14 protein-coding genes are annotated in these 16,821 nt (G+C 48.6%); 12 read left to right on the top strand and 2 right to left on the bottom strand.

The genetic code is table 11. From position 1 onward, the window contains the following. Positions 1 to 928: 928 nt before the first annotated feature. Together NE536_RS18715 and NE536_RS18710 are read right to left on the bottom strand one after the other, a co-directional pair. On the bottom strand, positions 929 to 1,834 hold the full coding sequence (locus tag NE536_RS18715) for a helix-turn-helix transcriptional regulator (RefSeq protein ID WP_006083558.1): 906 nt from the start codon (positions 1,832 to 1,834) through the stop codon (positions 929 to 931). A 69-nt stretch (positions 1,835 to 1,903) separates the two neighbouring features. Next, on the bottom strand, positions 1,904 to 2,770 hold the full coding sequence (locus NE536_RS18710) for a formate dehydrogenase accessory sulfurtransferase FdhD (RefSeq protein WP_106649093.1): 867 nt from the start codon (positions 2,768 to 2,770) through the stop codon (positions 1,904 to 1,906). Positions 2,771 to 3,089: 319 nt separating this feature from the next. On the opposite strand from NE536_RS18710, the gene NE536_RS18705 reads away from it, so the two are divergent. The 12 genes from NE536_RS18705 to NE536_RS18650 all read left to right on the top strand — a co-directional run bounded on the left by NE536_RS18705 (position 3,090) and on the right by NE536_RS18650 (position 16,802). Beyond that, on the top strand, positions 3,090 to 3,554 hold the full coding sequence (locus NE536_RS18705; protein WP_006083560.1) for a DUF3305 domain-containing protein: 465 nt from the start codon (positions 3,090 to 3,092) through the stop codon (positions 3,552 to 3,554). Continuing rightward, complete coding sequence (locus NE536_RS18700) at positions 3,554 to 4,204, top strand: DUF3306 domain-containing protein (RefSeq protein ID WP_261273633.1); 651 nt, start codon at positions 3,554 to 3,556, stop codon at positions 4,202 to 4,204. The genes NE536_RS18705 and NE536_RS18700 overlap by 1 nt, the downstream gene beginning before the upstream one ends. Positions 4,205 to 4,393: 189 nt before the next feature. Then, on the top strand, positions 4,394 to 6,055 hold the full coding sequence (locus NE536_RS18695) for a 4Fe-4S binding protein (RefSeq protein WP_261273636.1): 1,662 nt from the start codon (positions 4,394 to 4,396) through the stop codon (positions 6,053 to 6,055). Between the two features lie 10 nt (positions 6,056 to 6,065). After that, positions 6,066 to 6,743: a TorD/DmsD family molecular chaperone gene (locus tag NE536_RS18690; RefSeq protein WP_261273632.1), complete on the top strand. Its 678-nt coding sequence runs from the start codon at positions 6,066 to 6,068 to the stop codon at positions 6,741 to 6,743. Between the two features lie 175 nt (positions 6,744 to 6,918). Then, positions 6,919 to 7,116 (top strand): twin-arginine translocation signal domain-containing protein, encoded by a 198-nt coding sequence (locus NE536_RS18685; RefSeq protein ID WP_006083564.1) that lies wholly within the window; start codon positions 6,919 to 6,921, stop codon positions 7,114 to 7,116. Positions 7,117 to 7,133: 17 nt separating this feature from the next. Continuing rightward, positions 7,134 to 9,986, top strand: a complete 2,853-nt coding sequence (locus NE536_RS18680) for a molybdopterin-dependent oxidoreductase (RefSeq protein WP_261273635.1) — start codon at positions 7,134 to 7,136, stop codon at positions 9,984 to 9,986. A 26-nt stretch (positions 9,987 to 10,012) separates the two neighbouring features. Further along, positions 10,013 to 10,609, top strand: coding sequence for a formate dehydrogenase FDH3 subunit beta (fdh3B, locus tag NE536_RS18675; protein WP_006083566.1), 597 nt, complete (start codon positions 10,013 to 10,015; stop codon positions 10,607 to 10,609). 49 nt (positions 10,610 to 10,658) lie between these two features. Beyond that, on the top strand, positions 10,659 to 11,687 hold the full coding sequence (locus NE536_RS18670) for a formate dehydrogenase subunit gamma (protein WP_006083567.1): 1,029 nt from the start codon (positions 10,659 to 10,661) through the stop codon (positions 11,685 to 11,687). Between the two features lie 382 nt (positions 11,688 to 12,069). Further along, a complete protein-coding gene (locus NE536_RS18665; protein ID WP_012090499.1) occupies positions 12,070 to 12,270 on the top strand; it encodes a twin-arginine translocation signal domain-containing protein in 201 nt (66 codons plus the stop codon). A 17-nt stretch (positions 12,271 to 12,287) separates the two neighbouring features. Beyond that, positions 12,288 to 15,140: a molybdopterin-dependent oxidoreductase gene (locus NE536_RS18660; RefSeq protein WP_261273631.1), complete on the top strand. Its 2,853-nt coding sequence runs from the start codon at positions 12,288 to 12,290 to the stop codon at positions 15,138 to 15,140. A 29-nt stretch (positions 15,141 to 15,169) separates the two neighbouring features. Continuing rightward, positions 15,170 to 15,739, top strand: a complete 570-nt coding sequence (gene fdh3B, locus NE536_RS18655; protein ID WP_006083570.1) for a formate dehydrogenase FDH3 subunit beta — start codon at positions 15,170 to 15,172, stop codon at positions 15,737 to 15,739. A 79-nt stretch (positions 15,740 to 15,818) separates the two neighbouring features. Continuing rightward, positions 15,819 to 16,802 carry a formate dehydrogenase subunit gamma gene (locus NE536_RS18650; protein WP_261273634.1) on the top strand — a complete coding sequence of 328 codons (984 nt, stop codon included), beginning with the start codon at positions 15,819 to 15,821 and terminating at the stop codon, positions 16,800 to 16,802. The last annotated feature ends 19 nt before the right edge of the window (positions 16,803 to 16,821 follow it).

Raw genomic sequence — 16,821 nt, 5'->3', positions numbered from 1 at the left:
TGCTTCCGTCTTGCGACTTCAGCGGCTCAATGAATTCTGATTTTTTGTTTCTAACTAAAGAAACAAACTGTACATATTGCTATGAACACTCATTGTTACATTGATTTAAATTTTTGACTGCCAACCCGAAGGTAAGCAGTTTCGATTAACTCAACACCTGTGAGTGTCCACACAGATTTCTTGTTTTATCTTGTTAAAGAGCAACTCAATATCCGTAAGAGAACTTGAGCACCACACTGAGCGCCGAACGCTTCCAGTTGGCTAGGGCTGCGTATTCTACGCATTTCCCGTTTCGCGTCAAGGAGTATTTTTCAACTTCTTGCCGTGCTTGAATTAAATGCTTAAAAGCGACTCAATTCAACCTAACTCGTCAGCTTGCTTTCGCTGTCTGCCGTGTCAGTGGATGCGCATTATAGGGAGCAGGAGATTTTGTGCAACCCCTATTTTAAGGAAATTTGCAGTTAATTCTGATTACCTAAACTAGCCACAAGATACCCACCACTTACCCCCAAAGTTATCCACAAAATAGCATTTTCTCTGCAGTTCTACCTCATATTTTGAGGATGTACTGCATCAAGGCGAAGAGATTTACGCATAGATTCTATAAATTTTAGATAAGGATAACGACTGCTCGAACCGGAATATCTCCTCCTAACTCTTATATAGAGCCGTTAATGGAATATAACGGGGAGCAATTATAGATGACGCGTTAACACATTCGGCGATAAAGATACTTTAGCTATATAGCTATATAGTCATAGTCGCAGCCTTCATCCCATCGCCATAGAAAGCCGAAATGACTTACTCAGGGACAGGGAGAGATCTCTTTAATACTTATTCGGTAACTAGCTATGTATAAGTAGCAGCGTAAGTAACTGTCATAACTAATGCAGAGATCGTTCGACTCTATTCAGCTTGATCGAGCGGATTAGCTCGCACTCCAAAGTAATTGTCCGCAGTCGGTAAGATCATAGCCACCCAGTAGCGCCGCCATTTGCCTCGAGTGGCCGCTCGCCAACATAGTAAAGAGTTGTTGAAGCTGACGACGGAAGTAAATGCTTTGCGGCATAACGAAATCGAAGGACTCTTTAATCAGTGGCACGAAACTCAAACCACTCTCCAATGCCACCGATTGGCAACCAAAACCTATATCGGCATCACCACGGGCGATATAACCTGCCAGCTCGCGTTCACTATAGGCCGTCAGCACGACATTAAGCTGATCTAAGCGAGCGCCTTGCTTTAACAACCAATGCTCTAAATGTTGCTGGCTACCCGCGCCGCCCTGACGACTCACCCAACGCCAAGGTAAGTTCACGACTTTATCTTCCTCTTGGCATCTGTGGTGCATATCGGCACGCATGATCAACCCTTGTTGACGAGAGTAACCGTGCACCATGATCCATTGTTGGTGATTGTTATACCCTTTAAGTAAGGCGGGATGGCGGATATTGCGATCCTCCATACTGCCCCAGTGCAAGGTACACACATCGGCATAACCTTTAGCGAGTAACTCTAATCCTAAGCGCGAACCTGTCGCGCTGTAGCTTATCAACTCACGACTACCGACTTGTGCCATCAAGCGCGCCACCAGCATAGATAAGAGTGGATCGTCACTGCCGGTGATCAATAAACGGTCGGTGAGCATGCCGCTGTGGCACGAATCCATCACCCAACGGTCGATTAGCACTTTCGGGAATAGCCATTTACCGGTGATTTTAGTGGCAGGGAGAATTCTGTCATTGGCCATGGCGTAGACTTTTTTCTCGTTAAGATCTAAATACTCGGCCACTTGCTTCGCGCTCATGTAAACCAATTCACTGGCAGACGTCATCTTGTTTCCTTGTCTTATTCTTTATTACTGCATGTAAGTCTTAGCATTACTATCTTAGCTAATTAGGGACTAAGGAGTGGTATTGGCATCAAATTGCAGATTTTCACTGCCGTGATACACCAAAAAGTGACGACCTTTGGCGCGGGCGATAATAGTAATGCCTAACTGCTGCGCCAGTGCTAAGCCCATCTGAGTCACGCCGCTGCGTGATAGTAAAATGGGGATCCCCATCTTGGCGACTTTAATCACCATTTCAGAGGTTAAGCGGCCTGTGGTATAAAAAATCTTGTTATCACCACGATCCTGCGTCAGCCACATATCCCCTGCCAAGGTATCAACGGCGTTGTGACGGCCGACATCTTCAACGAAGGCCATAATCCTATCGTCTTCGCACAAACCACAGCCATGCACAGCGCCAGCATTCTTATAGGTTTCGTTATAGTCGTTGATATTTTTCAATAAGCTATACAAGGTGCTTTGCTTCAAACTCGGTGTAGGTAAATTGATGTTATCGAGATCCTGCATAAAGCTGCCATAAACCGTGCCTTGACCACAGCCTGACGTCACGGTTTTTTCGGAGAGTTTCTCGTCGAGATCGGCGATTTGTTCGCGGGTAATCACAGCCGCAGAACTCACATCCCAATCGACGATAACAGAGTCCAGCAGGCTCACATCCGAAATAAAACCTTGGTTCTTCAGATAACCTAACGCCAGAGACTCAGGTTTTGCCCCTAGGGTCATTAGCGTCACTATGGGACGCCAGTTTAAATAAACGGTAAGTGGCCGTTCACAGGCAACAAATTTATCCAGCACTTCCCCCGCCTCATTCACTGCTTTTACGGCAATGGTTAAGGGCACTTCTGCTTGGGTTCTCACAAAAGAACACTGATGAGACTTTCGAGTGGAGTTCACTGCAACTTCTTTATCTGTGCCCATGCTGTTTTCCGAAATCATAATACTACCGCTTAACGAGTCATGGCCTGAGCATAGCAATATTTGTACCTAGGCATAAAACTCGGGGTTAAATGCGTGATCTGCCGCAATACTGATTTTTCATTAGCCCTTTTATGTCCCAAACAAAAACCAGCATTGGACAAAATGTCCAATTTTTAGAGGTTTTTTGATGATCTACTTCAAACTAATACCCCATGTTTACTGGCACCAATATTGCAGTGACCTTTTATTGCAATTTGTTGGTAAAACCGATCCGTTCAATCGACGGTTCGTCCATCAACACGGCTGAGACGGAGAGACAATGCAACATACAACGAATGTTTGGCCCATGTACGTTTCACTCAAAAAAGTAGAGAAACAAGTTGGCCGCTGGACCTCAGTACAATGGGAAATTGAACATCTACTTCCCGCCACCCATCAAGCCCCAGACGACGCCACATTAGTGCTACTCGAACTGCACAAAGACGAACGAGCCAGCTATCGCCTCAATCTCGATGTCGATAACGCTATGCTGTATTTAGTGTGCGATGAAACGGCCGATGGCACTTGGATACCCGCAGCGCTGTCGGCGGATCAAAACGTCGCCGCAGGTTGTCTTGAGGGTAATACCCCTGTTATCAACCTACTGATGCCAGAAGCAATAGCTTGCTGGATTGAAGCCTTTATTACCCAGCATGGCGAAGTCGAAATCGCCGCCCATCGCCGTAAGCATGTCGATGGCCGTAAGAATCAAGGCCCGAGTCACGATCCACTTCGGAGGGACTAATGGCTGAATCCACGCAAAAAACGCCTGGGCTACTGAGTCGCTGGAACCAAAGGCGCGAACAAGTTGCCGCTGAGCAAGCACGAGAAACTCAAGCGCCGATCGCGACCGAAGCCACTGTGGCAGTTGAGCCGCTTCAATCGACAGAGCCCGCAGTAGAGTCCAATACTGCCGAACATGACGATCCGAATCGCATGCTCACGGCCGCGGATTTACCTAATCCTGACGAAATTGAAATTGGCGGTAGCTTTGCGAGTTTTATGGGCGCGAATGTCGATCCGGCGGCGAAATCTGCGGCACTGAGAGCGCTGTGGAAACAACCGCATTTCAACGAGATAGATGGGCTTTTAGAATATGCGCTCGATTACAGTAATCAGCCCAAACTCAGCGCCGAAGTTTCAGCAGAATTAGCGCAAAAAGTCTTCCGCTACATCACCAAAGACAGCGAAACGCCGGATGAAGAATTAACCTTAGCTAAACAAGCTGCAGAAACTAATCCATCCGCTAGTCTTGATGTAAGCGAAACCACGACTCAAGCAGTCGACACCGAATTGGCAGCAGAGCCGATAGCGGACAATTTGGATGGGGAGACTGATGACCTACCCCAAAATGCACCAGAGCCCTCGGCTCAGGCCCAAACCCGAGTTGTTTAACGTCAGTTTAGCTAATTTTAATGTCCGTAACTTTGGTATGTGAATTGCTGTACTAAGACATAAAAAAGCTTAGATAAAAGCAGAAAAGGCAATGACTTACTTATTACCAGCCGCCTAAATCTGCCCAGATACAGTAAAACAAGAAACAGCCAAAGTACTGTTCAGGAACGCAATGTGAGCACTCATTTGATGACCAATCAAACCCAAGAAGCGTTAAAACAAGCGCGGCAACAGGTGTTAGCGCAAACTCAGATGTTGCAGAATCTGATCCCGCCAACCGTCAGCTACACCACCGAAGGCAATGTCCTCATTATCGGCCCAGAAGATCTGGCTCGCCTTGCCGCGGACAAATTGTCCACTATGGCCCATCGCGTGATTTTAGCCAATGAAGCCATTACCAGCCAAGATGAAGCGCACCTTGAGCGTGTGATGGCGGCGGCAATCGATGTCGAAAGTTACTACAACAAACTCATTGGCGTAAAAGGCTTTTTAGGCCAATTCCAAGTCAGTGTTGAACATCAAGATGGCGCGGCCGAACTCAGTTTAGTGTCGATTCGTAAACCCCATTTCGATATCGTGCTCGATTTGAGCAGCACAGCTTGTTTGAACTTAGAGATGCTGCCACCCGGTTATTTCTATGTCGGTCAAGACGCTGAGAAACTCGAAGATGCCCTCGCGCAAATTCCCGATCTTGTCGGCCAATTCGATAAGCCTCGCTACGTCAAAATCAACCTAGATATTTGTGCCCATGACCGCAATGGCATCAATGGTTGTAATCGTTGCCTTAACTTTTGCCCAGCCGATGCAATTAGTAGCGTGGCGAAGAAAATTGAAATCGACCCATACCTTTGCCACGGCGCAGGCAGTTGTACCAGCGCTTGCCCAACGGGTGCTATCAGTTACGATTTACCGACGCCACATGCCTTACATTCATATCTAAACAAAGTCGTTAGCCGTTTCCGCGAGCACGCCCAAACCGCACCGGTGATTTTGTTTCACGATAATGCCGTCGGCGCCGACTTTATTACCGATGATCTAGCGGGTGATATTATCCCCGTCGCCTTAGAAGAAATTACGGTTGCCAGCTTAGATCATTGGCTGTCGGTACTCGCATGGGGCGCACGCCAAGTGCTGATCCTCAATACCGACGCCACAGCGCCAACCCTCACGCAAATGCTTAAAGGCGAACTTTCGTTAGCCAACAGTATTTTAGATGAGATGGGTCAGCCGCAACGTATCAGCCTCATCGACCCAAGCATGCTTGCCGATTTAGATGCGATGCTCGATATCAGCTTAGATTGGCCCGTGATCGTGCCCGCTGCATTTGCCTCGACCACTAAACGCAACACGCTATTTGAAGCGATAGATCACCTCAATAGCCAAGCGGGTGAAATCGATACTTGCCTTAGCCTCAACAACATTCCCTTTGGCAAAGTCAGCGTGAATGTCGAAAAGTGCACTATGTGTATGTCCTGCGTGGCAATTTGCCCAGCCGTGGCATTGCAAGATGGCGGCGACAAACCTGCACTACACTTTATTGAGCAAAACTGCGTGCAATGCGGTTTATGTGAAGCGGCCTGTCCTGAAAAAGTGATTAGCCTAACGCCACAAATTAATTTTGATAAAGCTGCTCGTCAGCAACAACACACCCTGAAAGAAGAAGCCCCCTTCGAATGTATTCGCTGCGGCTCTCCTTTTGCGACCCAATCTATGGTGCATCGGATGCTGGATATGGTCGGCGCGCACAGCGCATTTTCTGCCAATATTGAGCGCTTGAAAATGTGTGGCGACTGCCGGGTAAAAGACATGTTTGAAGACATTCTTCAAGATCCTGAAAAGCAACTGCGATAAGAGATCCGCTATGACCGAATCAGTAAGACAAGTTTCAGAAAACGATCAGTTGAGAGCCGATATCTATCAACTGTTAGCCGCCCTATTGCGCCGTCAGCCGAGCCCTGAACTGCTGCAATTTTTGGCCAATCTTGAAATCGATGCCAATGAAGACAACGAGATGACCAAGGCTTGGTTATCCGTGCAGCTCGCCGCCCAGCAGTTCAACAATGAACAGCTCGAAGACGAGTATTTTGCGCTATTCCTCGGTGTAGGTTCTGGCGAGATCTTGCCCTACGGCAGCTGGTTTATGACCGGCTCTTTAATGGATAAACCGCTGGCATTACTGCGCCAAGACCTAATGCAACTCGGATTTGAGCGCGAAGACAACGTTAAAGAACCCGAAGATCACGTAGCCGCCCTGTGTGAAGTGATGGGAACCCTGATTTTAGAAGCGCCGAGCTATCGCCAACTGGCTTTTTACCAACGCCATATCGGCAGTTGGATTGGCCGCTTCTGCGACAACTTAGCTAAAGCGCCCAGCGCTGCGTTTTACGCGACCGTCGCCCAGCTGGCAAAAGCCTTCTTTGAAATGGAAGCCAGTGCCTTTGAACAATTGAGCTTAGATATTCCCGTCAACTGCCCAGGCAGCGCCGACCTACAACCGGCCACCAGCGATTTAGCAAAACCAGTGGAATTAATGAACTAAGACTAAGCTTAATAATAGCGCGACATGTGCGCGCTAGATATCAGTGCTAAATGGATTTAAACAGCGAAGGTGAAGTCACACGCACCTTCGCAACAATAACGAAAGCTTAAGCTTTCACAATAACCGAGGTGGTCGCCGTTTGTGCCACCTTCATCCCGCAACACAAGGAGACACTATGAAGAAGCCAGCTTCCGACATGGGCCGTCGTCAATTGCTCAAAGCATTGGCACTCGGCAGTGCGGCAGGCGCAGTGGTAACCGTGAGCAGTCAGGCATTAGCTTCGACAAAAACGGCTGCAACCACAGAGCCTAAGAGTGAGAACTACCGCGAAACCGACCATATCCGCAACTATTATGCGTCGTTGAACAACTAACCAGAGGAGAGTGTGTGATGCGATTAACCCGCAAAACAGACCAGGTTGTCGAATCTAAAGCGCCAGCACTGGGTCTCAATCGTCGTCAGTTCTTAAAATCGGCAGGTCTTGCCACAGGTGGCATCGCTGCGGCGTCCATGCTAGGTACAGGCATGATGCGTAAAGCTCAAGCCCAAGAAGACATAGGCCACAACGTTCCCACCGAAGTTAAACGTACCATCTGTTCTCACTGCGCCGTCGGTTGTGGTGTATATGCAGAAGTACAAAACGGCGTGTGGACAGGTCAAGAACCGGCATTTGACCATCCCTTTAACCAAGGTGGACACTGCGCGAAAGGTGCGGCACTGCGTGAGCACGGCCACGGTGAAAAACGCCTGAAATACCCAATGAAGTTAGAAGGCGGCAAGTGGAAAAAGATCTCTTGGGATCAAGCAATTAATGAAGTCGGCGACAAGATGGCAGCGATTCGTCAAGAGTCGGGTCCAGATTCCGTTTACTTTATGGGTAGCGCCAAGTTTTCTAACGAACAAGCTTATTTATATCGCAAATTAGCGGCACTGTGGGGCACGAACAACGTCGACCACTCAGCCCGTATTTGTCACTCTACCACGGTAGCCGGTGTTGCTAACACTTGGGGCTACGGTGCGCAAACCAACTCGTTAAACGATATCCGCAACTCTAAGTGCGTCATGTTTGTGGGTTCAAACCCAAGTGAAGCCCACCCAGTCGCAATGCAACACATTTTGGTGGCTAAAGAACGCGGCGCCAAAATTATCGTAGTAGATCCTCGTTTCACCCGTACTGCAGCTAAGTCTGACGAGTACGTGCATATCCGCCCAGGTACAGATATCCCCTTCATTTATGGCCTGTTATGGCACATTTTTGAAAACGGCTGGGAAGATAAAGACTTCTTAAAACAACGTGTATACGGTATGGAACGTATCCGCGAAGAAGCCAAAAAATACACTCCAGAAGAAGTTGAGTTGGTTGCAGGCGTGCCTAAGGCGCAAATGTACCGCGTTGCCAAGATGATGGCCGAAACCAAACCCGGCACTATCGTTTGGTGTATGGGCGGTACTCAGCATCACGTTGGTAATGCCAATACCCGTTCATACTGTATTTTACAGTTAGCCCTTGGCAACATGGGGGTTTCTGGTGGTGGAACTAACATCTTCCGTGGTCACGATAACGTACAAGGTGCAACGGACTTCGGTCTGTTATTCGACAACTTACCCGGTTACTACGGTTTAACCTCTGGCGCTTGGGCTCACTGGTCGAATGTATGGGACTTAGATCCAAAATGGGTAGCCAGTCGTTTCGACCAAGGTGAATACTTAGGTCAAACACCACAAACCTCAACTGGTATTCCTTGCTCTCGCTGGCACGATGGGGTGTTAGAAGATAAAACCAAAATTGCGCAGAAAGACAATATCCGTCTGGCGTTCTTCTGGGGACAATCGGTGAACACTGAAACCCGTGGTCGCGAAGTGCGTGAAGCATTGAACAAGATGGATACTGTGGTGGTGGTCGATCCGTTCCCAACCATGGCAGGGGTGATGCACCAACGTAAAGACGGTGTATATCTGTTGCCTGCGGCGACCCAGTTCGAAACCTATGGTTCAGTTTCAGCGACCAACCGCTCAATCCAATGGCGCACTAAGGTCATCGAGCCGCTGTTCGAATCTCTACCAGATCATGTGATCATGTATAAGTTCGCCAAAAAATGGGGCGTTGAAAAAGAATTCTGTAAGCACATTCAAGTGAATGGCGACGAGCCTTTAATTGAAGATGTGACCCGCGAATTCAATACCGGTATGTGGACTGTAGGTTACACGGGGCAAAGTCCTGAGCGTTTAAAGATGCACCAAGAAAACTGGGGTACTTTCGACGTCAACAGCTTACAAGCTCCCGGCGGCCCAGCTAAGGGTGAAACCTATGGCTTACCTTGGCCATGTTGGGGCACTCCAGAGATGAAACATCCTGGTACCCAGATCCTGTATGACCAATCAAAACACGTAAAAGACGGTGGCGGTAACTTCCGTGCCCGTTACGGTGTTGAGCACGATGGCGTCAACATTCTCGCCGAAGGTTCATTCTCTAAAGGCAGTGAAATTCAAGATGGTTATCCTGAATTTACCGCCGACATGCTCAAGCAATTGGGTTGGTGGGATGAACTTACTGATGCGGAGAAAAAACGCGCCGAAGGCAAAAACTGGAAGACAGATATCTCTGGTGGCATCCAACGTGTTGCGATCAAGCATGGTTGTATTCCATTTGGTAATGCGAAAGCCCGTTGTATCGTTTGTACTTTCCCAGATGATATCCCGAAACATCGTGAACCACTTTACACTCCTCGTCGTGACTTAGTCGCTAAGTACCCAACCTACGAAGACCGTATGGTTGCGCGTCTGCCGACCTTGTATAAGTCAATTCAAGATAAGGACTTTACCCAAGGCTTCCCTCTGACACTGACCTCTGGTCGTCTAGTGGAATACGAAGGCGGTGGTGAAGAATCCCGTTCTAACCCTTGGCTTGCTGAGCTGCAACAAGAAATGTTCATCGAGATGAACCCTGCGGATGCTGCGGATCGCGGCGTGCGTGACGGTGACAATGTCTTTGTACATGGCCCAGAAGGCGCCAAGATCACGGTTAAGGCTATGGTGACACCACGGGTTGTTCCGGGTGAATGTTTTATGCCATACCACTTTGCTGGTGTGTTTGAGGGCGAAAGCCTAGCGAAAAACTATCCTGAAGGCACAGTGCCTTACGTGATAGGCGAATCGGCAAACACCATTTTAACTTATGGCTACGACGTTGTGACTCAGATGCAAGAAACTAAGTCCAGCCTATGCCAAATCAGCAAAGCCTAACCTACTTGATGAGGAGATAAGCCATTATGGCAGTCATGAAATTTCTGTGTGACACCAAGCGCTGCATCGAGTGTAACGGTTGTGTCACTGCATGTAAGAACGAAAACGACTCCGCTCTCGAGTGGGGAATCCAACGTCGCCGCGTGGTGACGATTAACGATGGTCTACCTGGCGAAGCCTCAATTTCAGTGGCATGTATGCACTGTACTGACGCTCCCTGTATGGCTGTATGTCCGGCAGATTGTTTCTACCGTACCGAAGACGGCATAGTGCTACACAACAAAGATACCTGTATCGGTTGTGGTTATTGCTTCTATGCTTGTCCATTTGGTGCACCGCAATTCCCGAAAAAGACTGCCTTTGGTAGTCGTGGCAAGATGGACAAGTGTACTTTCTGCGCCGGTGGCCCAGAAGAAACCTTCTCCGAAGCCGAGCGTAAAAAATACGGTGCAAACCGTATTGCTGAGGGCAAGTTACCTATGTGTGCTGAGCTTTGTTCGACAAAAGCCCTGCTCGCGGGTGATGCGGAAGTGGTATCCAATATCTACCGTCAACGTATGGCCTCTCGTGGCAATCCTAACGTGATTTGGGGTTACAACCCCAAGACAGGTGAGATTAACTAAGCAGAGCGAGGGTTAGGGAGTCATCCCTAACCTCTGGCAAGGAGTGAAAATGTTAAACAAACAGTTAAACAAATCACTGCGCAGTCTGTTTGCTCTGTTGGTGCTCGTCATGGGATTGGGATTAGGTTCAGTAATGAGCGCAAGCCCAGTACACGCAAGTGATCAGCAATCGAGTCAACAACAGGCGAAAGCGCAAACCAGCGATGCCGATCTTTGGCGGGCGGTAAAAGCAGGCGATGCCGGCTATACCACTGCCAAAGGGATAGATACTGGGGTGTTGATTAACGTTGCCGGTAACCAAGGTAAAGAACTGAGAAACCAATATCTGACCCCGATTATGGCTTTGGCCGTTGTCGGTGTGTTCGGGGCTTTCTTATTGTTTTATCTGGTGAATGGTCCATCAAAACTCAGCAAGGGCTTTTCAGGCAAGTTAGTGGCGCGTTGGTCTAAGGCGGATCTGTGGATCCACTGGATCATGGCGAGCAGCTGCCTGACACTGATGTTTACCGGTTTAACCATAATGTTAGGTAAGCATGTTGTTCAGCCCATGTTAGGGCCTGATCTGTGGGCGCCATTGATCTACGGCAGCAAAACCATCCACGATTGGGCAGGTCCCATCTTTATCGCGGCTTGGGCTGTCTGTGTCGTCAAATGGATGCCGCTACAAACCTTCAAGATGTATGATTTGAAATGGTTTTTAGTGGTCGGTGGTTATATCAACTTTGGTCCATTCAAAGGTAAACACCCCGACAGTGGTTTTGCTAACGCTGGTGAAAAAATGTGGTTCTGGACCCTGATGTTATTTGGTTTATTCATCAGTGTTTCAGGCATCATGTTGGTGTTACCAGGCTTAGACTTGCCGCGCGAAGCCTCCATGGGCGCGTTACTGATCCACTCTATCAGCGCCATTATCCTGATTGCCTTTACCATAGTGCATATCTGGATGGCGACCGTACTCAGCGAAGGCGGTATGGAGTGTATGAAGTCAGGCTATTGTGATGAAAACTGGGCAATCCAGCACCACAATCTCTGGTATGACGAAATCAAAGCCAACGGCAACTTAAAGTATAAAGACTAAGTTAAACCGCAGCTTTTAGGTCCTTAAAACACCCCGCCATGCGGGGTGTTCTTTTATCTGCACTTCATTAGACAATACAAAAACTTAACACCTGAAACACCGTGATACAAAAAGCCGCCAACGCCCTGCTCCCAAGGGATTTACGAAACTATGAGCGAGTTAACGCTTTAAGAGAACGGCAGCCGATTTCAACACTGCAAACTGTCCTAGATCAATTCCTACTCAACCCTTTCCTACTATATTGCCGTCACGCGCGATGATTGATGGCAAACAAGATGATTTCATTATCTTTCCCACCGCTAATCTTCACTTTTTGATAACAAGATAAACCCCACAAAAAGCCGTGCGATCTCAAAACTAAACCCTAATTTCAGGAGTCAGCATGAAGCAGCAACCCAGCGATTTATCTCGCCGATCTTTGCTCAAAGCGCTCACCGTCGGCAGCGTAGCGGGTGCCACGATTGCCGCAACCGGCATGAGCGTGGCACAGGCCAGCGAGAGCAGCAAGGTAACCACCAAAGCGTCAAAGGGTTACCACGAAACTGCGCACATCAGCAGCTATTACAATAGCTTGCGCAGCTAATCTAGGAGAAGTCAGCGATGAAGTTAACTCGCAAGTCTAGTGTCGCCCCAGTGGCAGACAAACCAGCGTTAGGCATTAGCCGTCGTCAATTTATGAAGCACGCAGGTATCGCCACCGGTGGTATTGCCGCAGCATCTCTGATGGGCACAGGCATGATGCGTCGCGTCGAAGCCAAAGAAGTACCGCATGATGCCCCTATCGAAGTCAAACGTACTATTTGTAGTGCCTGCGCCGTCGGTTGTGGTCTGTATGCTGAAGTACAAAATGGCGTGTGGACGGGTCAAGAACCTGCATTCGATCACCCCTTCAACGCCGGAGGTCACTGTGCTAAAGGTGCGGCACTGCGTGAGCATGGCCATGGTGAAAAACGCCTGAAATACCCAATGAAATTGGTTGATGGCAAGTGGAAAAAAATCTCTTGGGAAGATGCGATTAACGAAGTGGGCGACCAAATGCTCAACATTCGTAAAGAATCCGGCCCAGACTCAGTGTACTTCATGGGTAGCGCTAAGTTCTCAAACGAAGGTTGCTACATGTACCGCAAACTGGCGGCCATGTGGGGCACAAACAACGTCGACCATTCAGCTCGTATTTGTCACTCTACCACGGTAGCCGGTGTTGCTAACACTTGGGGCTACGGTGCGCAAACTAACTCCTTTAACGATATCCAAAACGCAAATGCGATTTTCTTTATCGGTGCTAACCCTGCAGAAGCCCACCCAGTGGCGATGCAACATATTCTGATCGCGAAAGAAAGAAACAACGCTAAGTTGATCGTGGTTGATCCACGTTTCTCTCGTACCGCGGCGCATTCAGATCTGCACTGCGCATTGCGTCCAGGTACAGATATTCCCTTTATTTACGGTATGTTATGGCACATTTTTGAAAACGGTTGGGAAGATAAAACTTTTATCCAACAACGTGTTTTTGAGATGGATACCATTCGCGCCGAAGCGAAAAAGTTCCCACCTAAAGAAGTGGAAAACATCACTGGCGTGAGCGAAGCCGAGGTTTATCAAGCCGCGAAACTCATGGCAGATAACCGCCCTGGTACTGTGATTTGGTGTATGGGTGGTACTCAACACCACGTCGGTAACGCCAACACTCGCGCTTACTGTATTCTGCAATTAGCGCTAGGTAACATGGGTGTGTCAGGCGGCGGTACTAACATTTTCCGTGGTCACGATAACGTGCAAGGCGCGACTGACTTAGGTTTGTTATTCGATAACTTACCGGGTTACTACGGCTTAACAACGGGTGCTTGGACCCACTGGACCCACGTGTGGGATCTGGACATGGAATGGATGAAGAGCCGTTTCGATCAAGGCACTTATCTTGGCCGTGAACCTATGACTACGCCCGGTATCCCTTGCTCTCGCTGGCACGATGGTGTGTTAGAAGAAAAAGGCAAACTTGCGCAGCAAGATAACATCCGTATGGCGTTTTTCTGGGGACAATCGGTCAACACCGAAACCCGTCAACGTGATGTACGTGATGCTTTAGACAAGATGGACACTGTGGTCGTTGTCGACCCGTTCCCAACTATGGCAGGTGTGATGCATCGCCGTAAGAATGGTGTTTACTTGCTACCAGCAGCGACACAGTTTGAAACTGAAGGCTCAGTGTCTAACTCTGGCCGCAGCCAACAATGGCGCGAAAAAGTCATAGAGCCACTGTTTGAATCTAAAACCGATATCGAAATTATGTATCGCTTAGCGCAAAAACTGGGTATTGCCGAGCAGTACACTAAACGCATCGCGATTGAAAATGGTTTACCTGTGATTGAAGAAATCACCCGTGAAATCAACCGCGGTATGTGGACTATCGGTATGACGGGCCAAAGCCCTGAACGCCTGAAACTGCACACCCAAAACTGGGGCACCTTCAGCAATAAGACGCTCGAAGCTGCAGGCGGCCCAGCGAAAGGCGAAACCTACGGTTTACCTTGGCCATGTTGGGGCACACCAGAAGCGAAACACCCTGGCACCCAAATTCTGTATAACCAATCGAAACACGTTAAAGACGGTGGTGGTAACTTCCGCGCCCGTTATGGTGTTGAATACAATGGTAAAAACCTATTGGCCGAAGGATCTTTCTCTAAAGGTGCTGAAATCCAAGACGGTTATCCAGAGTTCTCCGACAAGCTGCTCAAGCAACTCGGTTGGTGGGATGATCTGACGGCGGCAGAAAAAGCCGAAGCCGAAGGCAGAAACTGGAAGACAGATTTGTCAGGCGGCATAGTTCGCGTAGCGATCAAGCATGGCTGTATTCCTTTCGGTAACGCTAAAGCCCGTTGTATTGTTTGGACTTTCCCAGACCAAGCGCCAGTTCACCGCGAACCGTTATACACGCCGCGCCGTGACTTAGTGGCCAAATACCCAACCTATGCCGACATGCAAGTGCACCGTCTGCCAACTCTGTATAAGTCAATCCAAGACAAAGACATGAGCGGCAAGTACCCACTGGTACTGACCTCAGGCCGTCTGGTTGAATACGAGGGTGGTGGTGAAGAATCTCGTTGTAACCCTTGGCTAGCAGAACTTCAACAGGAAATGTTTGTTGAGATAAGCCCTGCCGATGCTGCTGATCGCGGCATTCGTAACGGTGAAGACGTCTGGCTAGAAGGCGCCGAAGGTGGCCGCATTAAGGTACAAGCTATGGTGACGCCACGCGTTAAACCTGGCGTGACCTTTATGCCATACCACTTTGCGGGTGTGATGCACGGTGAAAGTTTAGCGCCTAATTATCCAGAGGGCACAGTGCCTTACGTTATCGGTGAATCCGCTAACACTGCGCTGACCTATGGTTATGATCCTGTGACACAAATGCAGGAAACCAAGGCATCACTCTGTCAGATCGTTAAAGCGTAAGTGCAGCTTAAGCTAGGAGAATTGCCATTATGGCTACAATGAAATTTTTGTGTGATACCAAGCGCTGCATCGAATGTAACGGTTGTGTCACTGCCTGTAAAAACGAAAACGACTCCGCTCTCGAGTGGGGGATCCAACGCCGCCGCGTAGTGACCATTAACGATGGTCAACGTGGAGAAGCCTCTATCTCTGTCGCCTGTATGCATTGCAGCGATGCACCTTGTATGGCAGTTTGCCCAGCAAATTGCTTCTACAGAACCGACGACGGCATAGTGCTACACAACAAAGATGCCTGTATTGGTTGCGGTTACTGCTTGTACGCCTGTCCGTTTGGCGCACCACAGTTCCCGAAAAAAGGTGCCTTTGGTAGCCGTGGCAAGATGGATAAATGTACCTTCTGCGCTGGCGGCCCAGAAGAAAACCACTCAGAGGCAGAGCGCCAAAAATACGGTTCAAACCGTATTGCCGAAGGCAAACTGCCTATGTGTGCAGAACTGTGTGCCACTAAGGCCCTGTTAGCGGGTGATGCTGAAATTGTTTCAAACATCTTCCGTGAACGTGTGGCTTACCGTGGTGCTAAAAACGCGGCTTGGAATTAATTCAGGTCAACAGGATCTGTCCACAGACTTAGCTTAGCGCCTGCTCAGGCGGGCGCGACTAAGTGAGAGAGGATGTATGATGAACAAATGGTTCAAACACATAGGTTTAGCCATAGCACTGCTATTTAGTGCCGTGTGTATAGCCAATGGTGGTGATGAACTGGCGAATCAAGTTCAACAGTCTGATGCCAAAATTTGGGCGCAACTGAAGGATGGTGCCACGGGATACACTACCTCCCAAAGTGAGTTTCATGCTCAACCCATCAATACCTATGATTTACGGGTATTAGAGCTACGTAGCGACTGGTTAGCGCCGGCCTTAATGGCGGCACTATTCGGCATGATCATTATTTTTGTCTTATTTATCAAGGTGAACGGCATCTCCAAGCTGCACCATGGTTTTTCAGGCAAGTTAGTGCATCGCTGGTCTAAGTTTGATGTTTCAATCCACTGGTTAGGCGCGATCCCGTGCTTACTGTTGATTTTAACGGGCTTAACCTTGCTGGCAGGTCGCTTCTTCTTCCAACCTTGGTTGGGCGAAGGCATCTGGGAAGCCATCGTCTACGGTGCGAAGCAAATCCATGACGTTATGGCGATTCCCTTCATGATAGGTTGGGCATTAATGACCACCCTATGGGCGAAAAACCAGCTGCCAAAAATGTACGATGTAAAATGGTTCTTAGTCGTGGGCGGTTACATTAACTTTGGCCCGTTTAAAGGTAAGCACCCAGACGCAGGTTTTGCCAACGCCGGTGAGAAAATGTGGTTCTGGGCCTTTGCCCTGTTTGGATTAGTGATTTCGGCCTCTGGCATGTTGTTACTCTTCCCTAACCTATTCGAACCTAGCCGTACATTAAGCTTGATCGCACTCGTGCTGCACTCTGTAAGCGCAATCGTGATCTGTGCTTTCTCTATCGTACACATCTTCATGGCAACCGTAATGTCAGAAGGCGGTATGGAATGTATGGTGTCTGGTTATTGTGATGAAAACTGGGCAACTCAACACCACAACCTGTGGTACGACGAAATCAAAGCCAACGGCACTTTGACATATAAAGAGTAAAAGTCGCTGAAAATAAAAA

Origin of the sequence: Shewanella septentrionalis, assembly GCF_025370265.1 — a bacterium.
Lineage (GTDB): Bacteria > Pseudomonadota > Gammaproteobacteria > Enterobacterales > Shewanellaceae > Shewanella > Shewanella hafniensis.
The sequence above is the reverse complement of the archived record's forward strand: the minus strand, read 5'-3'. Positions and strand labels throughout refer to the sequence as shown.